Here is a 25,125-nt window from a genome sequence, read left to right on the forward strand (position 1 = left end):
TGTAGTTATTTATACATTACTTTAAGTTTCTTATCAAAGGTATTTTTAAAGGGTTCCTTTGAACCTTTATTTTTTAAGAGGGAGTCAATCTCTAAACAGTCTGTTCAAGGCGTAAACTATTACTCTAATTATTGTTATTTAAACTAAGTGTTAAATATTGTTAAATTATTACCATGTTATGCATAGTACTGTAACAATTTTAAAATAGCATCGTCTATGAAGTATAAAGCAAGTTTAAAAACTATAAATTATGAGAAAAAGTGCTAAAATAAGAGGTTGTGATAGGAACATAAAGAAGCAATACATCTATACCTATAGCAATATACAAATACCCATATTTATCAATAGGCCTCTAGCGAATAGATACTAATAAGTAATTAAATAAAATATATTAACCATAAAAAATAGAACTAATGAGAACTTTAAACAATAACCATTTTCCAAGAACATTCGATAAATCAAAAAGTTACAATTGGAATAACGAAAGACGATATAAATAATCATATTTATATGCAGTAAACAAATCATCAATCAAAAAAAAAAGCCTTTGTTATTAGACAAAGGCTTTTTTATTCTTTAAAATTCTAAATAGAGTTTAGTTGTCTCCAATTTTTTTAACAGCTTCTTTCGTAGCTTCTCCTGCTTCTTTTGTTTTTTCTACTGCTTTATCTATAGCTTTACCTGTTTCTTCAAGAGCACCTTCAGTTGCATCAGCTGCATTGTCGACAGCATCTTTAGTTGCGTCAGTTGCTTTTTCAACAGACTCTTCTATAGAATCAGATTTTTTTGTATCTCTACATGATGTAAAAGATATAGTTATTGCTAATAACAGAATAGTACTTAAAAATAATTTTTTCATGATTTAGTTTGATTTAATTAATATCATATAAATTAATATACGCAAACGTTTATTGCTTTGGACTATATGGGCGTATTTGGTTATTAAAACTGAACTTATAATTGCAGGTAATCAAGAATATGATTTACTGCTCCTTTATTTTTTTTGATATAGTCTAAATTATGTTTTCCGTAAGTAATGCGTTTGTATTTATTGGTAATTAATTCTTTTAAAATACTATTAAATTCAACTTGGTTTTTAATAGAGAACATGCCATAATTATCAATCATAGCCTTGGCTTCAGGAAATTTAGAATGATTATTCCCAATAATTATAGGGACTCCAAAAACGGCAGGTTCTAATGTATTATGCAAGCCCGTATGTCCCATTGCACCACCAACATAAGCTACATCGGCATAGTTATAAATTTTTGAGAGAAGCCCAATAGTATCAATAATAAATACTTGAGCTTTAGAGCAATCACGAGTATCTTTTTCAGAAAATAAAATAGTTTCAGAATTTATGTTCCCTTTAAAATTTTTAATTTGATTGTCTTTTATATTATGAGGGGCAATTATAAACTTGACGTCTTTTGATACTTCAGAATTTATAAAATTAATAAAAAGCGCATCGTCCTCAGGCCAGGTACTACCAGCCACAACACATAATTTATCTTGTTTGAATGTTTCTATAAAATCTAGCGTATTGTTTTGTGATAATTGGTCGGAAACCCTGTCAAACCTTGTGTCTCCAGAAACCGTAACATAAGAATAGTCAATAGATTCTAGTAATGCTTTTGATGCTTCGTTTTGAGTAAAAATGTGGTCAAAAGCAAACAAAGCATTTCTTAATTGCGAGCCATAAAACTTAAAGTAGCTTTGGTTTTTTCTAAAAGCAGCTGAAATTAAAATTGCCTTTAATTGTCTTGCTTTTAATTCGTTTAAATAATTAGGCCAGATGTCATATTTTACAAATACAGTAAGTTCTGGATTGACAGTGTTTAAAAATTCTTTTGCATTTTTTTTAGTATCGATTGGTAGATAGATAACAACATCGGCAATAGGTGATTCTTTTCTTATTTCATATCCTGATGGAGAGAAAAAAGTCAATACAATTTTATGATTTGAATATTGATCTCTTAAGGCTTTAAACACAGGAAGCCCCTGTTCGTATTCACCTAATGAAGCACAGTGAAACCAAAGTGTTTTGTCTTGTGGTTTTAGGTTAGCGTTTAATAACTTGAAGGACTCTACTCTTCCTTTAACACCTTTATTTATTTTTGAGTTAAAAAGAGCAATGCCTTTTAAAAGAAATTGCATTAGGTTTATGCCTATATTATAAATAAAATTCAAAGCGTTTATTTGTAACAAAAATACATTTCTTTGCTAGAAAAACGTGGTTAACATCTATGAATTTTGTAATTTCGTAATCAATTAATTCACTTCATAGCTAGATTAAAATAGCAATCATATTTTAATGACTATTAGTGAATTGTAATTTTTTTTAGATGAATAAAATTCAAATGGTTGACCTTAAAGGTCAACTTGATAAAATTAAGGATGAAGTTAATACATCCATTCAAGAAGTTTTAGAAACTACTGCATTTATAAACGGACCAAAGGTTCATCAATTTCAGAAAAATTTAGAAAATTATTTGGGAGTTAAGCATGTTATCCCATGTGCTAACGGAACAGATGCGTTACAAATAGCCATGATGGGCCTGGGTTTAAAACCTGGTGATGAAGTTATAACTGCCGATTTTACATTCGCTGCAACTGTTGAGGTTATTGCGCTTCTAAATTTAACTCCCGTTTTAGTAGATGTTAATAGTGACGATTTTAATATTAACATTGAGGCCATAAAAAAAGCCATAACGCCAAAAACGAAAGCGATTGTTCCTGTACATTTATTCGGAATGTGTGCGAATATGGAAGCTATTTTAGAAATTGCTAAAGAGCACAATTTATATGTTATAGAAGATAATGCGCAAGCTATTGGTGCGACCTACACATTTAGTGATGGTAGAAAAGCAAAAGCCGGAACTATTGGAGATGTTGCTTCAACATCTTTTTTTCCTTCAAAAAACTTAGGATGTTATGGAGATGGAGGAGCTATCTTTACGAATAATGATGAGTTAGCCCATACCATTAGAGGTATTGTTAACCATGGTATGTACGAACGTTATCATCATGATGTTGTTGGTGTAAATTCTAGGTTAGATAGTATTCAAGCAGGGATTTTAGATACTAAATTACCACATCTAGATAGTTATAATAAAGCTAGACAAAATGCTGCTAGAAAATATAATGAAGCATTTAAAGATGAACCAAATATTATAATGCCTTCGGGGAAAACATCTTGTCAAGGAATATGTGATACGTGTGATTGTCATGTGTTTCATCAATATACCTTACGAGTAAAAAATGTTGACAGAAATGCATTGGTTAAATTTTTAAATGATAATGGAATACCTTGTGGTGTTTATTATCCAATTCCACTGCATAATCAAAAGGCCTATGTAGATGATAGATATAATGAAGCTGATTTTAAAATAACGAATCAATTAGTAAAAGATGTTATTTCATTACCAATGCATACTGAATTGGATGACGAACAAATAGAGTTTATTACATCAAAAGTTAAAACATTTATAAATGGATAAAATTTTAGTTACTGGCGGATTAGGATTCATAGGATCTCACACGGTTGTTGAATTACAAAATGAGGGTTATGAAGTAGTTATCATCGATAATTTATCTAATTCTTCAATAGAAGTTTTAGATGGTATCACTGCCATAACAGGAAAAATGCCCACTTTTGAAAAAATTGATTTAAAAGACAAGTTAGAAGTAGAAAATTTTTTCCAACGTCATAATGATGTAAAAGGAGTTATCCATTTTGCTGCAAGTAAAGCAGTAGGTGAAAGTGTAAATGAGCCATTATTGTATTATGAAAACAATATTAGTACATTGGTTTATATTCTTAAAGAATTAAAAAAGTTACCCGAAGCAAGTTTTATTTTTAGTTCGTCTTGTACCGTTTATGGTCAAGCAGATGAATTACCAATTACCGAAAATGCACCTGTTAAACAGGCAGAATCGCCTTATGGGAATACAAAGCAAATAGGTGAAGAAATTATAAGCGACACGTGCAAAGTAACACCATCTTTAAAAGCTATTGCATTACGTTATTTTAATCCTGTAGGGTCTCACGAATCAGCTAAAATTGGTGAATTACCTATTGGTGTTCCTCAAAATTTAGTTCCGTTTATTACGCAGACAGCTATAGGGTTAAGAGAACAATTATCTGTTTTTGGAGATGATTATCCAACGCCAGACGGCACTTGTATTCGCGACTATATTCATGTGGTTGATTTAGCAAAAGCCCATGTTATAGCTTTAGGACGTTTGCTTAAGAATAAGCATAAATCTAATTATGAAACGTTTAACTTAGGAACGGGAACAGGAAGTTCTGTTTTAGAAGTTATAAATTCTTTTGAAAAAGTTTCCGGTAAAAAACTGAATTATAAAATTGTTGGCAGAAGAGAAGGTGACGTTATTTCTGCGTATGCAGATACAACCAAAGCAAACAATGAATTAGGTTGGAAAGCGCAATTAACTCTAGATGACGCTATGAGATCTGCATGGAAATGGGAGCAGATTGCTAAAGGTCGTTAAATTTCAGTTCAGTGCTAATTCATATATTTTTATGACATAGAGCGAGTTTCTATGCTTAATAATTTAATATCCAATATGTTGTATGGATTTTTTATTATTGCCAAACGCCCTTTATTTAAGAAAATTTTAAGAAAAAAGCGTAAATATTCTATTAAATTCAACTTCATTTAGAAAACTCAATCAATCTAAAATGTATCATCAATCAATCAAAAAATCATCAATCAATGTTTCATCAATCAAAATCAATTTATGTTCTTTTTATTATTTTAGTTTTTTCAACTAAATTAATTGCTAAACCAAAAACAACCTTAAGTGTTTTTCAAATTCAAATTGATAGTTTGATACAAAAAAAAACTATTGATAATGAATTAACACAATTAGATTTATTAATACTGTATGAAAATGCACTTAAAGAGCAGACCTCCGATTCAATTAATGTTTTTAAAAATTTAGCAAAAATTAATGCTCATTTGGAGCAATTAGATGATGCTTATACTTACACTGAGAAGTATATTAATAATTCTTTAAATTTTTCAATTTTAAATGATGACTCCTATGAAGATATAAGAGATTCTTCAGAGTTTAAAAAATTAGAAAGTAAATATTTACCAAAAATAAACATACTAACAGGACTCTTTTTTTATATAGCATTAATAGGTATTTATTTTGTTATAATTCTTAATTTTTCAAAGAGACGTAATAAAAATGCATCAATATTTATTAGCGGATTTGTTCTGCTTTATTGTCTATTTATTTTAGAGTTTGTTTTTTTACATTCTAATTTGCAATTTAAATTTCCACATACTTACAAAATGTCTTCGATAGGTGCCTTGTTGTATGGTCCATTATTATATTTTTATTTCAAAACTGTAATAAAGAGAACTTCTTTCAAGAAGATTGATCTACTGCATTTTTTGCCTGCATTAGTAATGTTCATTATGTTTTTACCTGTCTATACATTATCCTCAGATGAGAAGATTAGAATAATTTTAGGACAAAATACTTTAAGTGAGGGATATACTTATTTTATATTTTTTTCAAAAATAACCTCGTTAATTATTTATACTTTTTTTATCGGTGAATTACTTAAAATTGACAGAGGAGAAGATGAAAATAAAGAAATAATTAATTGGAAGAAAACGGTCTTTAGAATTCAGATAGCTTATCTTGTTTCATACACTATATATGGAATTTGTAGTATAGGCAAACTGGGATTAGTTTCCTTGTATGTTAGTTACTTAATGGTTGGTATAATGTCCATAATGGTTATTTATGTAGCCTATATGGCATATCTGCAACAGGATATTTTTAATAATATTCATACGGTTTCCTTAAAAGAAAAATTATTTTCTAAATACCAAAAATCTAGCCTGACCATAGGACTGACAGAAGAGTTAAAGAGTAATCTTTTGAGCTTATTTGAAGATGAAAAAATTTATCGAGAGAATAATTTAAGTTTAGAAATATTAGCAAATAGATTAAATACTACTAGACACAATACATCACAAATTATAAACGAGCATTTTAAAATGAATTTTTTTGAATTAGTTAATATGTTCAGGGTTAAAGAGGTTGTAGATATTCTTAAAAATGACACTTATGGAAGTTTAAATATTATTGATGTAGCTTATGAAGTAGGTTATAATAATAAAGTAACTTTTAATAAGGCCTTCAAAAAAGAGATGCATTTGACTCCTTCTCAATTTCTTGAAAACATAAAAAACAAATCCTAGAGTAAATTAATAGTAAACTTTTGTCGGAATAGGTAAACTATGATAGGTTTTAACCTTACTCATCTCTATTCTTAGTTGTTTTGCCTTGCAATTGTGTAAGGTTAGGTGGCTAAAGAGCTTTACTTACTGCTTTAAGTTCCACTAAACTTTAGTTTATTTCGTGAAGTAATTTTTTGAATTAGTCCTTTAAAAAAATGTCTTTGTCACCTTCCTTATAACAATCTGCATAGACTAACTCATAAAAATTTTTATTCATGAAAGTAAAGAACTACTATTTTATGCTAGTGCTTTTGCTATTTGGTTCAACCATGGCTTTTGCACAAGAAAAATCAATATCTGGGACTGTTGCAGATAATAGAGGGTTACCATTGCCCGGAGCAACTGTTTTAGTTAAAGGCACCACTATTGGTGCTTCAACAGATTTTGATGGTAAATATGCTATTAAAGCGAATCAAGGTCAAACCCTTGTTTTTAGTTTTGTAGGATATGCTAACAAGGAGATTGTTGTTGGACAGTCCAATACAATTGATGTAACATTACAAGAAGATGCTACGGCACTTCAGGAAGTTGTAGTGACAGCTTTTGGTAAAACAAAACAAAAAAGATCTCTAGGATATGCCGCTACAGCCGTTTCTGGGGAAAAGTTAACAGAGGTAGCAACATTAAATCCATTTGAAAGTTTATCAGGTAAAGTGGCGGGTTTAGATATTACCTCACCAAGTCAGCCAGGTGCCTCTACAAAAATTATTTTAAGAGGGTTTAGTTCTGTTAGAGCGGTCAATGGTCCTTTATATGTCATTGATGGAACACCCATTTCTTCGGCTTCTAATAGTGGAAACACAGGAACTGGACTTACAACCGATGTTAACAGATCGTTTGACGGAGGAACCAATATTAATGATTTAGATGCTAATGCCATAGCAAGTATTAATATACTTAAAGGTGGTGCTGCGACAGCACTCTATGGTTCAAGAGCATCAAGTGGAGCTATCATTATTACTACTAAAAGAGGTAAGTCTGGGGCAGTAAAAGTTGAATTAAATAGTTCGTTAGACTTTTCGGAAGTATCAAGAATTCCTCATTTACAACAAAATTTTGGTCAAGGCTGGAATGGTGTTGGTTATTCTGGTCTTCCAGCAGGAGGAACAGGAGCAAGTAATGAAAATGGTTCTTGGGGCCCTAAGTTTAACGATCAGCTTCGTGTTTGGGGACAGATTGTTGATAATTCTCAACAAATAAAACCTTATTCAAATTTAAAAGATAATATCAAGGATTTTTATGATATAGGTGCAACCTATACTAATTCACTACGCTTAAGTGGTGGTGGTGATAATTCAGATTTTTCATTAATCTTTACTAAAATAGATACAGATGGAGTTATCCCAACTAATGCGGATGCTTTAAATAGAAATACAATAAGTTTAAATTCTGGTATCTCAGGTAAAAAATTCAGATTACGTGTCAATGGTAATTATGCACAAACTAGACAAAACGCTGTAAATACAGGTCAGGGAGACAACGCTGGAGAAGGTGAAACCTTTATGCAAGAAATATTGCAAATACCAAGAGATATTAGTGTTTTAGATTTGGCTGATTATAAAAACAACCCGTTTAATAATAATGATAATTTTTATACATCTTATTCAAGAAACCCATATTGGGTTATTAATGAGAATGCTACAAATATAAGTAGAGAACGTTTTTATGGAAATGTAAACTTTTCTTACGATATAACTCCAGAATTAGTAGGAACTATTCAAGTTGGGGCAGATATTCTTAATGGAAAACGACACAGTCATGGAGCCGTTATTAATTACACACCAGGTTCGCCAAATGCATTGCTAGGGGCTACTAACAATGTGGGTGGTGTTACTGAGGCTACCAATCAAGCAAAGCGATATGAATCATTTTTAACATTTGACTATGATACTGTTTTAAATGATAATTTTAGTTTACAGGCTTCTTTAGGAGGATCTATCAACAATAGTATTACAAGTAGTTTAAGTGTTAATGTAACAAACTTGGATATTCCTTATTTTTATGAAATTTCAAACTCAGCAGTACTACCAATTACGGCACAGCAAGATAGCCAAAGAAAAGGGTATTCTGCTTTTGGGTCTGCAACATTATCATATAAAGAAAGGGTTTATTTAAACTTAACAGGTAGAAACGAGTGGACTTCTACCTTAGCTATTGGTAAAAATTCATTTTTCTATCCGTCGGTTAATTTAAGTGCCATTGCTATTGATAATGGTGAACATTTTCTAAAAATTAGAGGAGGTTATGCTTCTCTTGCAAATGATGCCGGGTTGTATAACACAGAAAGTTCGGCTCTACAAGCTGTAGCAACTGCTTATTTTGGACAAATAACATTTCCTTTTAACGGATTAAATTCGTTTGAGATTGCCAGAGCATTGGGTAATATAAATATTGAACCAGAATTTACAGATGAGTATGAAGTAGGTGCAGAAGGACGTTTTTTTAATAATAGAATTACTGCAGATGTTGCATATTACAGTAAAAAAACGAATGGTTCCATTATTTCACTTTTATTACCAGAATCAACAGGTTATGGATCAATTGTTGGAAACTATTTAGATCTTGAAAATAAGGGGGTTGAAATAGCACTTGGATTGGTGCCAGTTAGAACGGAAGATTTCAGCTGGAATGTTGATTGGACATTTACTAAAAACAAAAACAAAGTAACATCGTTACCAGAAGGTTTAGATAAACTTTTAATTAATAACTCTTACAATATTAATTTTTATGCTATTGAAGGACAGCCATTAGGCGTTTTTTATGGCCGTAAACCTTTAGTTAATGATGCTGGTCAAACGGTTGTTGATCCAAATACAGGAATTCCATTACAGACACTTGAAGAAGAACCGCTTGGTAATTCGCAAAGAGATTTTGTTATGGGACTTCAAAATACATTTAAATATAAAAATTTCAGGTTGGCCTTTAATTTTGATTGGAAGCAAGGTGGTTTAATGTATTCTTATACAGCACGACTACTTGGCTTTACTGGAAATTCAATAGCGACAACCTATAATGACAGAAATCCTTTTATTATACCAAATTCGGTCAATGATAATGGAGACGGAACCTATTCAGAAAACACAACACCAATATCTTATGGTAATGTATCAGGGTTTTACAGTTCAAGTAATAATCCAACTGTTGAGGCTACAGATCATGTAATTGATAAAACATTTGTAAGGTTAAGAGATTTGTCTTTATCCTATAACTTCCCTCAAAGCATTATTGGAAAAACAGGATTAAATAGTATGTCGTTGAGTGTTTATGGCAAAAATTTAATGTTATGGACGCCTGCTGAGAATCCTTACGTAGATCCAGAAGTTACATCTTTTGGAGGAAATGATTTAGTTACTGAGTTTGGAGAGTTTGGTGCTAATCCAGCACAAAGAACTTATGGGGTTTCTCTAAAAATGTCATTTTAATAAATAAAAAATATAACAATGAAAAAAATAATATTAATATTAATTGGATTTGGAATGTTATTGTCTTGCGATTCGCAATTAGATATTAACCGAGATCCAGACGATTTAACACCAGATGATTTGGCGTTTGAAGTAGAACTTCCTGGAAGTATTACTGGAATAGCTGGTGTTCAAGGGGCAAGTTGGGCAATTATTGGTGGAATTTGGTCACAAATGTGGTCTCAAAGCCCTGGTTCAAGCCAGTACCGTGTAGTTGATAATTACACCCTTGGTACAACAGATGGTATTTCAACGACGGGTTGGAGAAATGCTTATGATGCCCTTTTAGATGTTAGAAACATAAAAAGAAAGGCTTTAGAAGCCGAAAATTGGAACTATTATTTAATAGCGACAGTTTTAGAAGCTTACACATTCCATATGTTAACGGATTGGTATGGAGATATTCCTTATTCCGAAGCAAATAATCCTTTAATTTTTAGTCCTCATTTTGATTCTGGACAGGATGTTTATGATGCATTAATTGCTGATTTAGACGATGCCTTAGGTAGAAACTTGAGTGCTTCGCAAGGAAGAGAACCGGGAACAGATGATTTGATATTTGGCGGAAATATGGATAACTGGGTTAAGTTTGCAAATACCTTAAAGTTAAAAATCTTTTTACGTCAAACAGAAGCAAGACCATCTATTGCAGAGGCAGGTATTACGGCTATGCTAAATTCGGGTGTTTCTTTTCTTGATGTTGATGCTGCTTTAACTGGCTTTACTGATGCTCCTAATATTAGTAATCCATTGTATGAATCTGATAAACGTCAATTAAATACCTCTTTAAATTTAAGAGCTAGCACGACCATGCATTCGTATTTAACAGATAATCTTGATTCACGATTAGCATTATTTTATACAACCGGAAATCCAGTTGATCAAGGTGATTATAACAATCCAGCAGGACCTAATACGTTTGCCGTTTCTATATTGCACCCAGAGACTCCTGTGTACTTTATTAGTCACGAAGAAAGCTTATTTATGCAAGCAGAGGTAAGAGAGCGTTATAATATTGGGGCTTCTGGTGCTAAAGCATTATATGATGCAGCAGTGTTAGAAAACTTTAATAAATGGTCCTTAGATGGTACCTCTTATGTAGCTCCTTCTGCAGCTTATGAATATCCTAGTTCAGGAACTTTTGATGATAAGTTGAATGCCATTATTACACAAAAATGGATTGCAAGTTACCCTGGAAATGGTGCCGAATCGTTCTTTGAATGGCAGCGTACAGGTATTCCAGCAGTATCTTCAGTACCTCAAACAGATCCAGCTTATGTTGCAGGAGAGTTTGCGGTATCACTTAATGGAGTTTTAGGAACTGGCTTTCCACAGAGATTGTTATATCCAACAAACGAAACATCTAGAAATTTAAATGCACCTGCTGTAGTGCCAATTACTACTCCAATTTGGTGGAATCAATAATTTTAAAAAAGAAAGAAGATGAAAAACATATTTAAAATAATGATTTGTATGGCATTACTAGTGTTAAGTTCATGCGATACGGAATCAACAGCAGATGTAAGTAAAGTTACTAATTATGCAGTTATCGAACTAAATGGGAGTGACGAGGTAATTATAAATCAAGGAGATACTTGGACAGATCCAAGTGTTAACGTTACTTTATCAGGAGAATCGTATCCTTTTACGACTAGTACGGTCGTAGATACTAATGTGCCAGGAGTATACTATATCACCTATGAAGCCGTAAATGATTTGGGCTTTGCGGCATCTGCAACAAGAACAGTCGTTGTTATTTCTACCGCACCAAGTATCTATAACTTAGAGGGTAGTTGGGCAAGATCAAATGGCAGCCCTGGAACATGTACTCAGATATCCGACAGATATTATACCTATGATAATGCTGGTGGTGTAACAGGAGCTAATCAGGCTACAGTAACATTTATTAACGTTAATGATGATGAAATTTATATTCCATTTCAAGAGAACACGTCTCCAAGTGGAATATCAATAAAAAGTTTTTTACCTGGTCATATAGATGACAATGATAATTTCAGATGGCAATTGCAAGCTAGTGCATATTATGGAACTTTTGAAAGAACTTTTTCAAGACAATAATTAAAAAATTAAATTAAAAGAAATATGAAAAATATAAACATAATTAAAGTCTTTATACTGTTATGTACAGTTAGTTTGTTTGTTTCTTGTGATGAAGGTGGAGACCCAGATCCAGGAGGAACAAATGTAGAAGCTATTGCAGGTGATTGGTGGGTAATTGCTTTAGAACCAGATGGTGTTACCCCAGCATATGGTGGAGATTATGTGCAATTCAGCACCTATAATACGGCTGCTAATGATAATGGTTTTTGGCTTGATGACAATGATAATTGGATGGAAATAAAAGCTAAAGCATCACTAAATGCAGATGGCATGACGTTTTCAAGTGAACCTAATACCCTTGAATTATATACAGATGAAACGGTAACAGTAACTAATGGAATGATTACAAAAAATTCTTATACTACAACGAGTAACACAACCGTAGATGAAATTTCATTTGAAGCTGAATTTAGCTGGGATCCCGGAACAGTCTATAAATTTGTAGGTCACAAACGAACAGGATTTTTAGAAGATGAGAACCCTAACTATTAATTAAAGCCTAACAACCAAACTAAAAACCACCTCTATTGATGAGGTGGTTTTTATGTTTTATTTAAAAAAGATTGAGATTTTATTTCTTTTATGATTGTTCTTTTTTCTTCCTAAAACTAACAATTAATAAGATAATCATACCAGTTGTCACAAAAAGATCGGCCATATTAAAAACACCTGTATGTAGAGTATCGTTTAATTTCATATAGAAAAAATCGGTTACAGATCCGTAAGCTATGCGATCGTAAACATTAGCTATTCCACCACCAATAATAATCGAAAATGCAATAAGTGATAATTTGTCTAAATCCTTGTTTCTTAAAACATGAATAAGGACGTATCCTAAGACAACTATGGGTAAAATGAGCAGTAAAATAAGTTTCAGTGTAGGATTTAAATCGCTCCCCATACCTAAAAAAGCACCAACATTTTCTACATTGTGAAGTGTAAAATAATTGCCTATAATCTTTGATTGAGTTCCAGGTTCCACATAAGCTCTAACTAACACTTTTGATATCTGATCAATAGCAATGGTTCCAACAATAATTGCAATAATGGTAACCGCACGTTTAGATAGCTTCATGTTTTAGTTTTCTAATGTAGCAGAAGCCGTTTGGGCATCTCTGTTTATCTTTTTAACAAGACCTTGCAATACGTTTCCTGGTCCAACTTCGGTAAATAAAGTAGCACCATCAGCAATCATTTGTTGTACAGATTGTGTCCAACGTACAGGAGCCGTTAATTGAGATATTAAATTGGATTTGATAGCGGCTTCATCATGAACAGCACTTGCCGTTACATTTTGATAGATGGGACAAATGGGTTTACTGAATTTTGTATTTTCAATAGCTGCAGCCAATTCTTCACGAGCAGGTTCCATAAGAGGTGAATGAAAAGCACCTCCAACTGGTAATACTAAAGCACGACGCGCACCAGCTTCTTTCAGGCTTTCGCAAGCTCTATTAATAGCATCAACGTCTCCAGAAATCACTAATTGTCCAGGGCAATTATAGTTGGCAGCAACCACAATACCTTCAGTTTCTGAACATATTTTTTCAACAATAGCATCTTCTAAACCTAATACGGCAGCCATTGTACTCGGTTGTATCTCACAGGCTTTTTGCATAGCTAAAGCACGTTGTGAAACTAATTTCAAACCATCTTCAAAAGTTAAAGAACCATTGGCCACTAAAGCTGAAAATTCACCTAAAGAATGTCCGGCAACCATATCTGGTTTAAAACTATCACCTAAAGTTTTAGCAAGAATTACAGAATGTAAAAAAATTGCTGGTTGTGTTACTTTGGTTTCTTTTAAAGCTTCAGGCGTACCTTCAAACATAATGTCTGTAATTTGAAAACCTAAAATATCATTGGCTTGTTCAAATAATTCTTGTGCTAAAGGTGAGGTTTCATATAGGTTTAAACCCATTCCTGAAAATTGAGCTCCTTGACCTGGAAAAATATATGCGTTCATATTATGTAATTTTAATGCTGCAAAAATAGGAATATTTTAGAAGTTAGATGACTTTACTTTTATATAATAGATAATCAAAAGAGTATAGATGAAACCTAGATATATTTTATAAACCTTTTACTGCTGCTTCAGCACAACGTTCGCCATCCATAGCAGCAGAAACAATACCGCCTGCATAGCCACCACCTTCGCCACAAGGGAATAAACCAGAAACTTCAGGATGCTCTAAATGTTCAGTTCTTGGAATACAAACAGGTGATGAGGTTCTCGATTCTACACCAACTACATTAGCTTCCGATGTATAATAGCCTTTCATTTTTTGTCCGAATGCTTCAAAACCTTTACGCAATCTGCTGCCAATTAATTTGGGTAAAAGGGAGTGTAGGGGAGCCGATTTTAATCCAGGTTGGTACGAACACGAATTTAAGTCATTCGATAACTTTCCTTCGACAAAATCTGTCAAACGTTGTGCTGGGGCTGTTTGTGTTCTTCCACCAGCAGTAAATGCAATTCTTTCTAAGTTTTTTTGATATTCCAAACCTTTTAATGGACCAAACTTCTCGTATTTAAACAAGTCTTTGTCGGCATTTATTTCAACCACAATCCCAGAATTAGCGTATAAATTATTTCGTTTTGAAGGCGACATACCATTCACAACCACCTCACCTTCAGCCGTTGCAGCAGGTACAATAAAACCGCCCGGGCACATACAAAAGGAATAGACACCACGATCATTAACTTGTTGCACCAAAGCATACGAAGCCGCTGGCAATAATTCATGGCGATCACCAGTACAATGGTATTGAATGGAATCAATAATATGTTGCGGATGCTCTACACGAACACCCATAGCGAATGATTTTGCTTCTAAAGCTATCTTCTTTTTATATAGTAAATAGAATATATCTCGTGCCGAATGTCCTGTGGCCAAAATAACTCTGTTAACTGTTAGTTCTTCACCATTCTGTAATTGTATAGATTGTATTTTTCGGTTCTTTACCGTAAAATCGACAACACGAGTTTCAAAATGAATTTCTCCACCATGTTTTAAAATGGTTTCTCTAATATTTTGAACGACTTTGGGTAATTTATTGGTACCAATGTGAGGATGAGCATCGACCAAAATTTGATCGGTGGCTCCATGATACACCAAGTTTTCAAAAATTCGTCGCACATCACCACGTTTTAAACTTCGAGTATATAATTTACCATCGCTATAGGTTCCTGCTCCACCTTCGCCAAAACAATAATTAGAATCTTCATTAACAGTATGGTGTTGATTGATAGCTCGCAAATCTCGTCGTCTATCTTGTACATTTTTACCACGCTCTAAAACAACAGGTTTAAAACCTAATTCTATACAGCGCAACGCGGCATACATGCCTGCTGGACCAAAGCCAATAATATGAACGGGTTTTGCTTTAGAAACATCTTTATAATCAAACTGATAGTCTGATGTTTTTGGTAAAACTTCTCTAATATATACAGCAACTTTATAATTGAAGATTATTTTTGGTTTTCTGGCGTCAATAGACTTTCTAAGGACTTTAACACCTGTAATATCTTCTTTATTTATATCTAAAGCATGAGCCGACTTAATGACCAATATATCGTTACGTTCTTCTTCTTTAAGTGTGACGCGAAGTTGGATTTCTTTTACCATAATGCGAAATTAAACAAATAGGAAGAATGGAATTATATATTTTAAAGGATTTATGCTTAAGGTGTTAATTTTAACGTCTCAGTATGATTGTCATATAAGGACTAAAGACATACAAACCAGTCTTCCATTAGTCTAACAAGTGCAAGTTGATTTTAATGCTGATTTGGGATTTATAAGAATTGCTGTTATTTATTTTTCCGAAGCACACTTTAAATCTTCCAAATTCAATTGAATCCCCTTGTCTAAATTTTTTTGGAAATAGTTTTTAAATAGTTTAGGAAAAACACCTTGTAAACTTTCTTCAACCTTGATAACGGTATTTCCGTTTTCAAAGGAAAAGGACCAATTATGTATTGCACTAGCACCAAAGGTTTTTCCAGTCCAGCCAAATTTTGTTTTTGGTTCAACCGTGTGAATTTGGGATGTAAAAGATAGTCCACCTGCTTTCCATTTAAAAATTGCTCCTTCCTTAAGATTCTCTTTCAAATTTGATTGAGTAACTTCTGATTGCCACGAAGGCCAGTCGTTAATGGATGTCAATATTTGCCAAACTTTATCTATTGGTGCATTTATTTCAATTTTTCCCGTAGATTTAACAGGAGCATTTTCGTTGACGGAAATATTCATGTTGGTTATTATTTTATTCTAGTAAAAAACTCAATTTTTCATTGGTCTTACTTGGTATGAATTCAGTAATTTCATAATCAGCCAATTCATTTATCTTGAAGGGGTCTTTTTCAATTATCTTTTCCAATTCCGATTTACTGCTAGCCTTAGACAAAATTATGCCACCCGTTCTCGGGATTTTTCTTCCTGAAACTAGAAAATTTCCTAATTCATATTGCTCATTCAAGAAATCAATATGTTCGTTTAAATATTGGTCAATTTTTTCTAGTTGTGTCTTGTATGTTAGACTAATTATAAACATTCCTATACTGTTTTTTAAATTAATATTTTAAAATTATTGGTTACAATTGCTTTTCTTTTATCATGCTAAAAAGTGTTTTAATTCATCCAAAAAAGGATTTTTCCACTTTTGTTATTTCTACTTTCAATTATGGCTTGTTTAAAGGCTTTTAGTGAATATTTCCCTGAAACTTCCATTTTAAAATCTTGATTCATGATTTCGTGGATGATATTGGTCCAGATTTTTTTTAGTTCTGTTTTTGATTTGTTATTCTGCCATCCATCAATTCCAAATCCTTGAATAGTTAAGTTTTTAAAGATTATATCAGCATTGTGGTATGTTACATTTTGGTCGCTGTATAAACCATAGTGTATTATTTTACTACCGGGAGAAATCGTTTTAATAATTGTTGAAGCTAAATCTCCTCCTACAGCATCCAGAAAACTAACAATTCTTTCTGTTTTTCCAAGTTCTCGAATTTGTTTTTCTATTATTTCGTTATCAGAAATTAGAACCATGTTTGCTCCGAGACTTAATAACTCTTCCTTTTGTTCAAAATCTCGAACAATTGCAATGGTATTTATGCCTTTATTTTTGGCAAATTGAATGATTAGTTTGCTTACAGTTGAACTAGCTGCCGAAAGTACAATCCATTCATTTGTATGAGCGTTTGACTCCTCTAAAAGAGCCCAGGCTGTCAATGGATTTAAGGATAATTGAGCAGCTTTTTCAATAGGAAAATTTTTCGGCAAAAGAATGATTTTATCCTTGGGGATATTGGCAAATTCAGCCCAAATATTTTTATGTCTAAATGCAACAATTGAGTTAAGTGGAAAATTTTCATCACCACCATTATCTATTATAGTTCCGGCTCCCTCAAAGCCAGCAATTTGAGGAAATTCAGGTTTCACTCGATATTGTTTTTCAATAAACATAAAATCTGCGGGGTTAATTGAGCTTGCAAGCACTTTTATTCTAACTTCATTATCAGACAAATCTTGGATGTTTTTTTCTCCTAACTCCAAAACTTTTGCAGCGGCACCTTTTTCCCTAAAATACAATGCTCTCAAAGTGTATTTTTTTAATCTATTAATATTATAATGTTTAATTATTTGGAAAATTTCTGTTATTTTCAAAATTGCACACAACTTTTGCGATAGTTTTATTCTTCTTTTGTTTCTAACATTTCAATCAAATCCTTTTCTCCATTTGTCAGATAATAGGCAACAAATTTCATAGGTGCTGTTTCTGAATGGTTATCAAAATGAATAACTGGCGTTTCAGCAGGCTCATAGAATGTATCGCCTGATTTTAAAACTTGCGGTTTCTCTCCTTCAATCTGAACTAAGCACGTTCCGGAAACTATTTGTCCAACAATCGGGCATGGATGTTTATGAAGGGGAGCCTTTTGTCCTGCCTGAAATTCAATTTCTACAATTTTAACTGAGGAAATCTCTCTTTTTCCAACATTCAGATTTGACAATTCATTTCTTTTAACTAAGGTTTGTGCATTTATTTCCATAATTGAGATGATTAACAATATAGCTAATACAATTTTTGTTTTCATAACTATCGTTTTTATGGAAGCAAAATTATTTTTTTATGTGTACTTTTTCATTGATGTATGTTAAGTGTTTTATCCTACTCAATGATTCGGGCTTTATTCCCAAATAAGATGCAATATGGTACTGGGGTACTAATTGTTCAATTTGAGGAAAAAGTGTTAAAAGAAACGTGTACCTATCGTTAGCTGAATCCATTAATAAAGAAGCCTCTCTTTTACATTTTCTAATAAAAAGAGTATCTGAAATGTAGTTGCCTAACTTATAGTATTCTGAGTTTTCTTTAAGCAATCTAGTGTAGTCTGAAAGATTTATGATATAAATTTCTGATTCAGATAATGCTTGAATATATCCAACCGATGGAGTTTGAGTTAGGAAACTAGTATAAGAGCTTACAATACAATCTGGTAAATAGAAATCAATATTAAATTCATTACCATCCTTTAAAATATAGGAACGGAGTACCCCTGTTTCTTGAAAGCCTATGAATGAACAGGTTTCCCCCTCTTTAATCAAAAATTCTTTCTTCTTGAGTTTTAATCGTTTTAATACTTTTTCTAGGGAAACATAAAGTTCTTCTTCAAGTCCAATTTGCTTTGTCAATATATTTTTAAATGATTTCATTGTCATATTGAGCAAAATGATTTTGATACGAATCAGTTTAATAATTTATTTCAGACCTCAAACGAAATTAATAAAAATTCTGATGAAATTTATATTCTTTAGGGTGTGCGAACAAACAATCCTTACAACATAATACCTCCTGAAGTTTCAATACGTTGTCCATTAATCCATCGTGCATCTTCGGTACATAAAAAGGCAACAACACCACCAATGTCTTCAGGTTCACCAACGCGGCCTAATGCAGTAACGCTGGTAACTACTTTTCTTTTTTGTTCGTTTGTTTTGTTTTCGCCACCACCAAAATCTGTAGCAACGGCACCTGGAGCCACAACATTAGCAGTAATTTTTCTGTGTGCCAATTCCTTTGCTAAATATCTTGTAAAAACATCTATAGCGCCTTTAGCAGACGCATAGGCTGAAGAATTTGGGAAGGTAAACCGCGCCAAACCAGATGAAATATTAATAATTCTACTACCATCATTAAGATACGCTAGTGCTTTTTGTGTTAGAAAATAAACCCCTTTAAAATGAATATTTACCATTTCATCAAATTGTTCTTCGCTAGTTTCAATAAAGGGCGTATAAATTCCAGTTCCAGCATTATTAATTAAAAAATCAAATTTATCTTGTCCTGTTTCTGATTTTAAATACGAGGAAAGCTCCTTGAAAAAAGAGTCAAATGACTTCATGTTACTCGTGTCTAATTGCAATGCATGAGCACTTCTTCCAGTTTTCTTAATCTCCGAAACAACGTCATCAGCCGCCGATTTATTGGAGTGATATGTTATAATAATATCAATTCCTTTTTTTGCAAGATTAATAGCCATATTGCGACCTAAACCTCGACTTCCGCCAGTTACTAAGGCAATTTTATGTGTTGACATTTTAATAAGTTTTTATATTTATGAAATTCTACAAAACCAAGATGTATTGTATTTCAATGTTTTTATAATCAAAATTAATACAGTTTTGTATTATTGACTGTTTAAACGACGTTAAATTTTTCTTAGATATAATAACCAATAGGATTATTTTCTTTCAAAGGTCATAAAAGTATAATCATACTCATTTTTATCGTCTTTTTTATGAAATTCACTATGGGTTTTCTTCCAATTAGAACTATCAACTTCAGGGAAAAATGTGTCTGCTTCAAAGCGTCCATGAACACGGGTTATTTCAATTTTATTGGCTATATTCATGGCCTGTTTGTAAATTTCACCACCACCAATAATAAACGGTTGAGGATCATTTTTTGATACGTTTATGGCGTCTTCTAATGTATTTACAACCACTACACCATCAGGCACTTGGTAGTTAGGTTGCCGTGTTATAACAATGTGTGTTCTATTAGGTAAGGGTTTTGGAAAACTTTCAAATGTTTTACGTCCCATAATAATGTGGTGGCCGTTGGTAAGTGTCTTAAAACGTTTTAAATCGTCACTTAAATGCCAAATAAGTTGGTTGTCTTTTCCAATAGCATTGTTTTCTGCTGCTGCAACAATAATGGTGAGACCAGATGTTAAGTCAGTTTTTTTTTTAGTGTCTATTTCAGAGGATGTTGTGGATTGGTTTGAATCTATGTGCGTTTTCTTCAGTTCTTCAATACGCTGTTTTTGTTTTGTTACTAACTTTTCTAATTGTGCTTGTTCCCAATCTTTTCCCATAAAATGATGTGTAACAAATACACTAAATGTGTGATACAACAACAGGAATAACCAGGCTAATATTGCATAGACAAACCAGTTGATATCAAAGGGTTTAAAGTCTTTTCCAAAGCCTAGAACCAGATTTAGTAATATTAAAAATACAGATCCTATTAGAAAAACCACAAAATGAGTATACAAACGCTTTTTTTGTTTGATGCGTTTTTGAGCATCTTTAATAAGCTCTAATTGGCCTTTATCTATTTGGGGATTGTTTTTTTTTGTTCCGAACATATCTGTAATATCATAGACGTAAAGTTAACTATTTTCGGCGACATATATAAACTTTTAAAAGGTGTAAAACGGATTATAATACTGCAAACGTTTGCGTACGCAATAACTTGTAAATCATACAAAAGCATAAAAAAGTTAACTATGAATCTTATAATTAAAAGCGTGTATTTTTTTAGTCTTTAGTTTTTTTTAACGCATTGTTAGCAAATTGATAATTCTTTGAAGTAAAGAACTTTAAATAATCTATCTTGTGAAATTGTTTATTAAATTTGCAGTGTTAATTAATTCTAAAAAACGAAATTATGGCTATTACAAAACAATATTTAAAAAGCAAACCAATTTGCAAAGTAACATTTTCTGTACTTGCTAAAGAGGCGAAAGAAGTAAAAGTTGTGGGTACATTTAACGATTGGGATACTAAAACCGAAGGGTTAAAAAAATTGAAAAACGGAACCTTTAAAGGAACTGTAGATTTAGAAAAGGGAAGCTCTTATGAATTCAAATATATCATTGATGGGGTATATGTGAATGATGCAGACGCTGACGGATATATGTGGAACGATTTTGCAGCAGCAGAAAACGGCGTATTACATATTTAAAAAAATAGAAGATTTAAAAAAAGCGCTTTCAGAAATGAAAGCGCTTTTTTTATACGGCTACAGCACCTTTAATATGTGGATGTGGATTATAATCTACTAGAGTGAAATCTTCAAATTTAAAATCAAAAATATCTTTAACATCGGGGTTTAAAATCATTTTTGGTAAAGGTCTCAGTTCTCTTGACAATTGCAATTCTAATTGCTCAAAATGATTACTGTAAATATGAGCGTCACCAAAGGTATGAATAAATTCTCCAGCCTCATAGCCACAAACTTGTGCCATCATCATCGTAAATAAAGCATAGGATGCTATATTAAAAGGAACCCCTAAAAAAACGTCGGCACTGCGTTGATAAAGTTGACAAGATAGTTTTCCGTTGGCTACATAAAACTGAAAAAACGCATGACATGGCGGTAAGGCTGCTTTTCCATTGGCTACGTTCTCACTAAATGATTTCGATGTATCTGGTAATACAGATGGATTCCAGGCCGAGACTAACATGCGTCTACTGTTCGGGTTGTTCTTTAAAGTGTCTACAATATCTTTTATCTGGTCTATGTCGTCACTATTCCAATTGCGCCATTGATGTCCATAAACGGGTCCTAAATCACCATTCTCATCAGCCCAGTCATTCCAAATACGCACACCATTCTCAGTTAAATAGTTGATGTTAGTATCGCCTTTTAAAAACCAAAGTAGTTCGTAAACAATAGATTTTAAATGCAATTTTTTAGTTGTCACCATAGGAAACCCTTCACTTAAATCAAACCGCATTTGATAGCCAAATACACTTTTTGTTCCTGTTCCGGTACGGTCACCTTTGTCATTTCCGGTATTTAAAATATGTTTTACAAGGTCGTGGTATTGCTTCATTCCTTTTTAATCCTCCCAAAGGGAAGAAATTCTTTAAATTAAACGTTTTTTCTAGGTGATAAAAATAAAAAAAAGCATCAAAAATAAATTCGTGATGCTTTATTATATGTTAGAAAGTTATTAACTAAATGCTCTTAATGCGCAATTGTTTCTTTTATTTCTTCGGGGTTATGTTTGTGCTTAAACAATATAGCAAAAGCAATAGCAATTACTAACGAGTAAATAGCAAAAGTGAGCCAAATGCTATGCCAATCTTTTCCTGCTGCCGTTGTAAAAAAGCGATCAATTAAATAACCACTTACCACACTGCCAAAAATGGCCCCAAAGCCATTGGTCATCATCATAAATAAACCTTGTGCTGAAGACCGAATTTTAGAATCAGTTGATGTTTCAACAAATAATGATCCTGAAATATTGAAAAAATCGAACGCCATTCCGTAAACAATACAAGATAAAATAATCATCCACAAGCCATCTCCAGGATCACCATAAGCAAATAGGCCGAATCGTAATACCCAAGCAACCATGCTAAAAAGCATTACCATTTTAATTCCAAAACGTTTTAAGAAAAAAGGAATCGCTAAAATAAATACGGTTTCAGAGATTTGAGAAATAGACATGATAATCGTCGAGTATTTAACCACAAAAGAATCTGTGTACAGTGGATTCAATTTGAAATCGTCTAAAAACACGTCACCATACGCATTTGTTAATTGTAACGCAGCACCCAAAAACATGCTAAAAATAAAAAACAGCGCTAGTTTGTAATTGGCAAATAATTTAAAGGAACTTAATCCTAATAATTCTACAAATGATTTGTTTTCAGATGTTTCTTGTTGTGGGATACATTTAGGCAATGTAAAGGAGTAAATTCCCAAAAAAATAGCAGCAACAGCTGCAATATAAAATTGATTTTCTGAAGCTTTATTGCCAGTTAAATTGGTAATCCACATAGCTACAATAAAACCGATAGTTCCCCAAACTCGAATAGGAGGAAAATCTTTGACAACATCTAATTCACTTTTCTTTAAAGCATTGTAGGCTACAGAATTTGAAAGCGCAATAGTTGGCATATAAAAAACCATGGCTAGCAATATTACCCAGAAAAACGTCACAGGGTTATCAACTAATGGAACACTTAACAAAGTTAAACCACCAAGAATGTGTAAAATGCCGTATAATTTTTCGGCATTAACCCATCTGTCTGCAATAATCCCACATATGGTTGGCATAAAAATAGAAGCGATTCCCATAGTTGAAAAAATGGCTCCAAATTGGGCGCCATCCCAACCTTTTGTTCCAAACCAATAATTAGCGACCGTAATTAACCAAGCTCCCCACACGAAAAATTGAAAAAAATTCATGACTATTAATCTAAACTTTATATTCATAGGGAAGACGTTGTTGGGTTACTATTATCGTTTGGATATTTCATCTCTAATATGAGCTGCTTTTTCATAATCTTCGTTGGCAACTGCTTCGTCCAACATCGTATGTAGCTCTTCTAGAGTTTTTGTTTTAAAGTTTTCTCGAGGTTTATTTATTTCAAGCTCATCGGCTAGCAAATCATCCATTAAAACACTGTCTTGCTCTTCCTCCTCCTCTTTTTTAGGATTGACTTTTAAGTAAATACCAGCCTTGTCTAAAATATTTTTATAAGTAAATATGGGTGCTTGAAACCTAAGCGCCAACGCAATAGCATCACTGGTTCTGGCATCTATAATTTCTTCAATTTTATCACGTTCGCAAATTAAACTGGAATAAAAGACACCATCAACTAATTTATGAATAATTACTTGTTTGACGACAATATCAAATCTGTCAGCAAAATTCTTAAATAAATCGTGTGTTAATGGTCTTGGAGGACGTATCTCTTTTTCTAAAGCTATGGCAATAGATTGGGCTTCAAAAGCACCAATAACAATGGGTAGTTTTCTGTCACCGTCAACTTCATTTAGTATAAGTGCATAGGCACCATTTTGGGTTTGGCTATAAGATATTCCTTTGATGTTAAGTCTTACTAAACTCATATATTTATAAAACGCAAAGAACCGTTTAAATTTGGACTTTACCAACTACCAAAAGCAGTTTAAGTTAAAATACAAATTTAAACAGTTTATTTGATAAGACAATTTAGAAAAAATAATTTATTGTTGCGCCTTAAATGCTTTTAATTTTTCAATGAGCTGTGGAACTACAACAAAAGCATCACCAACAACACCATAATCTGCAGCTTTAAAGAAAGGTGCTTCTGGATCTGTATTAATAACCACCTTTACTTTTGACGCGTTTATTCCTGCTAAATGTTGAATGGCACCAGAAATACCAATGGCAATATATAAATTGGAGGCTACTGGTTTTCCTGTTTGTCCAACATGCTCACCATGGGGTCTCCAACCTAAGTCGGAAACTGGTTTTGAACAGGCTGTGGCGGCACCCAAAACATCGGCTAATTCTTCTACCATACCCCAATTTTCAGGACCTTTTAATCCACGACCAGCAGATACAACAATTTCAGCATCGGCAATACTAACTTTATTACTTGCTTTATCAACAGATTCTACGTGAACACCAAGTTCTGGCAGCGATATAGAAAAGTCTTCAGGCGTCGCATCGGCTTTATTTTCATGCAAACCAAATGTGTTTTTTGAAACACCTAAAAGCTTTACTTCGGTGTTTATTTGAAACATTTCGTAAGCTTTATTAGTAAATGCCGTACGTTTTACAACAAAAGGCGACGTGCTTGAAGGAGCTTCTAAAACATTAGAAGCATAGCCTGCATTTAAGTTAATCGCTAAAAGAGGTGCTAAATATTTACTATTTACACTAGAGCTCAAAACAACCACCTTAGTACCTTCTTTTTCAGTGGCTTGTTGAATGGCAGCAGCATAAGCTTTTGCGTTAAAAGTTTCTAAGTCTGATTGAGTTACTTTTAAAACCTTATCAACACCATAGTTGCCCAATTCTGAAGTGTCATCTGCGTTTATTGCAATAGCTGTAAGCGTTGTTCCTAATTGATCGGCAACGGCTTTACCATAAGAGGCTACTTCAAATGCTATTTTTTTTAAACTTCCTTTTTCTGATTCTGTATATACTAAAACTGACATAATTATTCTAAAATTTG

At 32.8% G+C, this 25,125-nt stretch carries 24 protein-coding genes; 8 read left to right on the forward strand and 16 right to left on the reverse strand.

Annotated features, from left to right (window positions below):
- Window positions 1-595: 595 nt before the first annotated feature.
- Together G5V56_RS06255 and G5V56_RS06260 are read right to left on the reverse strand one after the other, a co-directional pair.
- Window positions 596-859 carry a hypothetical protein gene (locus tag G5V56_RS06255; RefSeq protein WP_166962951.1) on the reverse strand — a complete coding sequence of 88 codons (264 nt, stop codon included), beginning with the start codon at window positions 857-859 and terminating at the stop codon, window positions 596-598.
- A gap of 95 nt (window positions 860-954) precedes the next feature.
- A complete protein-coding gene (locus tag G5V56_RS06260) occupies window positions 955-2,157 on the reverse strand; it encodes a 3-deoxy-D-manno-octulosonic acid transferase (RefSeq protein ID WP_240911234.1) in 1,203 nt (400 codons plus the stop codon).
- A gap of 188 nt (window positions 2,158-2,345) precedes the next feature.
- Here G5V56_RS06260 and G5V56_RS06265 point away from each other — a divergent pair, with 188 nt between their 5' ends.
- The 7 genes from G5V56_RS06265 (at window position 2,346) to G5V56_RS06295 (ending at window position 12,361) form a co-directional block, all read left to right on the forward strand.
- Window positions 2,346-3,500, forward strand: a complete 1,155-nt coding sequence (locus tag G5V56_RS06265) for a DegT/DnrJ/EryC1/StrS family aminotransferase (RefSeq protein ID WP_166962955.1) — start codon at window positions 2,346-2,348, stop codon at window positions 3,498-3,500.
- Window positions 3,493-4,515 carry a UDP-glucose 4-epimerase GalE gene (galE, locus tag G5V56_RS06270; protein ID WP_166962957.1) on the forward strand — a complete coding sequence of 341 codons (1,023 nt, stop codon included), beginning with the start codon at window positions 3,493-3,495 and terminating at the stop codon, window positions 4,513-4,515. Before G5V56_RS06265 ends, galE begins: the two co-directional genes overlap by 8 nt.
- 224 nt (window positions 4,516-4,739) lie before the next feature.
- The gene (locus G5V56_RS06275) at window positions 4,740-6,248 is read left to right on the forward strand and encodes a helix-turn-helix domain-containing protein (RefSeq protein WP_166962959.1); all 1,509 of its coding nucleotides are present in this window, start codon (window positions 4,740-4,742) and stop codon (window positions 6,246-6,248) included.
- 254 nt (window positions 6,249-6,502) lie between these two features.
- The gene (locus G5V56_RS06280) at window positions 6,503-9,709 is read left to right on the forward strand and encodes a SusC/RagA family TonB-linked outer membrane protein (protein WP_166962961.1); all 3,207 of its coding nucleotides are present in this window, start codon (window positions 6,503-6,505) and stop codon (window positions 9,707-9,709) included.
- Between the two features lie 18 nt (window positions 9,710-9,727).
- Complete coding sequence (locus G5V56_RS06285) at window positions 9,728-11,173, forward strand: SusD/RagB family nutrient-binding outer membrane lipoprotein (RefSeq protein ID WP_166962963.1); 1,446 nt, start codon at window positions 9,728-9,730, stop codon at window positions 11,171-11,173.
- An 18-nt stretch (window positions 11,174-11,191) separates the two neighbouring features.
- Entirely contained in the window at window positions 11,192-11,827 is a 636-nt protein-coding gene (locus tag G5V56_RS06290; RefSeq protein ID WP_166962965.1) for an immunoglobulin-like domain-containing protein, read from the forward strand.
- 24 nt (window positions 11,828-11,851) lie between these two features.
- The gene (locus G5V56_RS06295) at window positions 11,852-12,361 is read left to right on the forward strand and encodes a lipid-binding protein (protein ID WP_166962967.1); all 510 of its coding nucleotides are present in this window, start codon (window positions 11,852-11,854) and stop codon (window positions 12,359-12,361) included.
- 88 nt (window positions 12,362-12,449) lie between these two features.
- On the opposite strand, the gene lspA is transcribed toward G5V56_RS06295, so the two are convergent.
- The 10 genes from lspA to G5V56_RS06345 form a co-directional block, all read right to left on the reverse strand.
- Window positions 12,450-12,944, reverse strand: coding sequence for a signal peptidase II (lspA, locus tag G5V56_RS06300; RefSeq protein ID WP_166962969.1), 495 nt, complete (start codon window positions 12,942-12,944; stop codon window positions 12,450-12,452).
- Between the two features lie 3 nt (window positions 12,945-12,947).
- Window positions 12,948-13,835, reverse strand: coding sequence for an ACP S-malonyltransferase (gene fabD, locus G5V56_RS06305; protein ID WP_166962971.1), 888 nt, complete (start codon window positions 13,833-13,835; stop codon window positions 12,948-12,950).
- A gap of 106 nt (window positions 13,836-13,941) precedes the next feature.
- Window positions 13,942-15,498 (reverse strand): NAD(P)/FAD-dependent oxidoreductase, encoded by a 1,557-nt coding sequence (locus G5V56_RS06310; RefSeq protein WP_166962973.1) that lies wholly within the window; start codon window positions 15,496-15,498, stop codon window positions 13,942-13,944.
- A gap of 189 nt (window positions 15,499-15,687) precedes the next feature.
- The gene (locus tag G5V56_RS06315) at window positions 15,688-16,125 is read right to left on the reverse strand and encodes an SRPBCC family protein (protein ID WP_166962975.1); all 438 of its coding nucleotides are present in this window, start codon (window positions 16,123-16,125) and stop codon (window positions 15,688-15,690) included.
- A gap of 13 nt (window positions 16,126-16,138) precedes the next feature.
- Entirely contained in the window at window positions 16,139-16,426 is a 288-nt protein-coding gene (locus G5V56_RS06320) for a YciI family protein (protein ID WP_166962977.1), read from the reverse strand.
- A gap of 77 nt (window positions 16,427-16,503) precedes the next feature.
- Window positions 16,504-17,541, reverse strand: coding sequence for a zinc-dependent alcohol dehydrogenase family protein (locus G5V56_RS06325; RefSeq protein WP_166962979.1), 1,038 nt, complete (start codon window positions 17,539-17,541; stop codon window positions 16,504-16,506).
- Window positions 17,542-17,567: 26 nt separating this feature from the next.
- Complete coding sequence (locus G5V56_RS06330; RefSeq protein ID WP_206285876.1) at window positions 17,568-17,972, reverse strand: cupin domain-containing protein; 405 nt, start codon at window positions 17,970-17,972, stop codon at window positions 17,568-17,570.
- 25 nt (window positions 17,973-17,997) lie between these two features.
- Complete coding sequence (locus tag G5V56_RS06335) at window positions 17,998-18,591, reverse strand: Crp/Fnr family transcriptional regulator (RefSeq protein ID WP_166962981.1); 594 nt, start codon at window positions 18,589-18,591, stop codon at window positions 17,998-18,000.
- Window positions 18,592-18,713: 122 nt separating this feature from the next.
- Window positions 18,714-19,475, reverse strand: a complete 762-nt coding sequence (locus G5V56_RS06340; RefSeq protein WP_166962983.1) for an SDR family oxidoreductase — start codon at window positions 19,473-19,475, stop codon at window positions 18,714-18,716.
- A 144-nt stretch (window positions 19,476-19,619) separates the two neighbouring features.
- Window positions 19,620-20,528: a dihydrofolate reductase gene (locus G5V56_RS06345; RefSeq protein WP_166962985.1), complete on the reverse strand. Its 909-nt coding sequence runs from the start codon at window positions 20,526-20,528 to the stop codon at window positions 19,620-19,622.
- A 302-nt stretch (window positions 20,529-20,830) separates the two neighbouring features.
- On the opposite strand from G5V56_RS06345, the gene G5V56_RS06350 reads away from it, so the two are divergent.
- Window positions 20,831-21,127, forward strand: coding sequence for an isoamylase early set domain-containing protein (locus G5V56_RS06350; RefSeq protein ID WP_166962987.1), 297 nt, complete (start codon window positions 20,831-20,833; stop codon window positions 21,125-21,127).
- Between the two features lie 49 nt (window positions 21,128-21,176).
- Here the strand turns inward: G5V56_RS06350 and G5V56_RS06355 are convergent, their stop codons facing one another.
- The 4 genes from G5V56_RS06355 to G5V56_RS06370 all read right to left on the reverse strand — a co-directional run bounded on the left by G5V56_RS06355 (window position 21,177) and on the right by G5V56_RS06370 (window position 25,108).
- Entirely contained in the window at window positions 21,177-22,001 is an 825-nt protein-coding gene (locus G5V56_RS06355; RefSeq protein WP_166962989.1) for a thymidylate synthase, read from the reverse strand.
- 134 nt (window positions 22,002-22,135) lie between these two features.
- The gene (locus G5V56_RS06360; protein WP_166962991.1) at window positions 22,136-23,392 is read right to left on the reverse strand and encodes a nucleoside permease; all 1,257 of its coding nucleotides are present in this window, start codon (window positions 23,390-23,392) and stop codon (window positions 22,136-22,138) included.
- 24 nt (window positions 23,393-23,416) lie between these two features.
- Window positions 23,417-24,031, reverse strand: a complete 615-nt coding sequence (locus G5V56_RS06365) for a bifunctional nuclease family protein (RefSeq protein WP_166962993.1) — start codon at window positions 24,029-24,031, stop codon at window positions 23,417-23,419.
- 117 nt (window positions 24,032-24,148) lie between these two features.
- Entirely contained in the window at window positions 24,149-25,108 is a 960-nt protein-coding gene (locus G5V56_RS06370) for an electron transfer flavoprotein subunit alpha/FixB family protein (RefSeq protein ID WP_166962995.1), read from the reverse strand.
- Between the last annotated feature and the right edge of the window lie 17 nt (window positions 25,109-25,125).

Source organism: Yeosuana marina (genome assembly GCF_011762485.1).
Lineage (GTDB): Bacteria > Bacteroidota > Bacteroidia > Flavobacteriales > Flavobacteriaceae > Yeosuana > Yeosuana marina.

What these genes read in the sequence shown, in the direction of transcription:
- G5V56_RS06255 (WP_166962951.1), bottom strand. Translation starts at nt 859, where the DNA reads ATGAAAAAATTATTTTTAAGTACTATTCTGTTATTAGCAATAACTATA.
- G5V56_RS06260 (WP_240911234.1), bottom strand. Translation starts at nt 2,157, where the DNA reads ATGCAATTTCTTTTAAAAGGCATTGCTCTTTTTAACTCAAAAATAAAT.
- G5V56_RS06265 (WP_166962955.1), top strand. Translation starts at nt 2,346, where the DNA reads ATGAATAAAATTCAAATGGTTGACCTTAAAGGTCAACTTGATAAAATT.
- galE (WP_166962957.1), top strand. Translation starts at nt 3,493, where the DNA reads ATGGATAAAATTTTAGTTACTGGCGGATTAGGATTCATAGGATCTCAC.
- G5V56_RS06275 (WP_166962959.1), top strand. Translation starts at nt 4,740, where the DNA reads ATGTTTCATCAATCAAAATCAATTTATGTTCTTTTTATTATTTTAGTT.
- G5V56_RS06280 (WP_166962961.1), top strand. Translation starts at nt 6,503, where the DNA reads ATGAAAGTAAAGAACTACTATTTTATGCTAGTGCTTTTGCTATTTGGT.
- G5V56_RS06285 (WP_166962963.1), top strand. Translation starts at nt 9,728, where the DNA reads ATGAAAAAAATAATATTAATATTAATTGGATTTGGAATGTTATTGTCT.
- G5V56_RS06290 (WP_166962965.1), top strand. Translation starts at nt 11,192, where the DNA reads ATGAAAAACATATTTAAAATAATGATTTGTATGGCATTACTAGTGTTA.
- G5V56_RS06295 (WP_166962967.1), top strand. Translation starts at nt 11,852, where the DNA reads ATGAAAAATATAAACATAATTAAAGTCTTTATACTGTTATGTACAGTT.
- lspA (WP_166962969.1), bottom strand. Translation starts at nt 12,944, where the DNA reads ATGAAGCTATCTAAACGTGCGGTTACCATTATTGCAATTATTGTTGGA.
- fabD (WP_166962971.1), bottom strand. Translation starts at nt 13,835, where the DNA reads ATGAACGCATATATTTTTCCAGGTCAAGGAGCTCAATTTTCAGGAATG.
- G5V56_RS06310 (WP_166962973.1), bottom strand. Translation starts at nt 15,498, where the DNA reads ATGGTAAAAGAAATCCAACTTCGCGTCACACTTAAAGAAGAAGAACGT.
- G5V56_RS06315 (WP_166962975.1), bottom strand. Translation starts at nt 16,125, where the DNA reads ATGAATATTTCCGTCAACGAAAATGCTCCTGTTAAATCTACGGGAAAA.
- G5V56_RS06320 (WP_166962977.1), bottom strand. Translation starts at nt 16,426, where the DNA reads ATGTTTATAATTAGTCTAACATACAAGACACAACTAGAAAAAATTGAC.
- G5V56_RS06330 (WP_206285876.1), bottom strand. Translation starts at nt 17,972, where the DNA reads ATGAAAACAAAAATTGTATTAGCTATATTGTTAATCATCTCAATTATG.
- G5V56_RS06335 (WP_166962981.1), bottom strand. Translation starts at nt 18,591, where the DNA reads ATGAAATCATTTAAAAATATATTGACAAAGCAAATTGGACTTGAAGAA.
- G5V56_RS06340 (WP_166962983.1), bottom strand. Translation starts at nt 19,475, where the DNA reads ATGTCAACACATAAAATTGCCTTAGTAACTGGCGGAAGTCGAGGTTTA.
- G5V56_RS06345 (WP_166962985.1), bottom strand. Translation starts at nt 20,528, where the DNA reads ATGTTCGGAACAAAAAAAAACAATCCCCAAATAGATAAAGGCCAATTA.
- G5V56_RS06350 (WP_166962987.1), top strand. Translation starts at nt 20,831, where the DNA reads ATGGCTATTACAAAACAATATTTAAAAAGCAAACCAATTTGCAAAGTA.
- G5V56_RS06355 (WP_166962989.1), bottom strand. Translation starts at nt 22,001, where the DNA reads ATGAAGCAATACCACGACCTTGTAAAACATATTTTAAATACCGGAAAT.
- G5V56_RS06360 (WP_166962991.1), bottom strand. Translation starts at nt 23,392, where the DNA reads ATGAATATAAAGTTTAGATTAATAGTCATGAATTTTTTTCAATTTTTC.
- G5V56_RS06365 (WP_166962993.1), bottom strand. Translation starts at nt 24,031, where the DNA reads ATGAGTTTAGTAAGACTTAACATCAAAGGAATATCTTATAGCCAAACC.
- G5V56_RS06370 (WP_166962995.1), bottom strand. Translation starts at nt 25,108, where the DNA reads ATGTCAGTTTTAGTATATACAGAATCAGAAAAAGGAAGTTTAAAAAAA.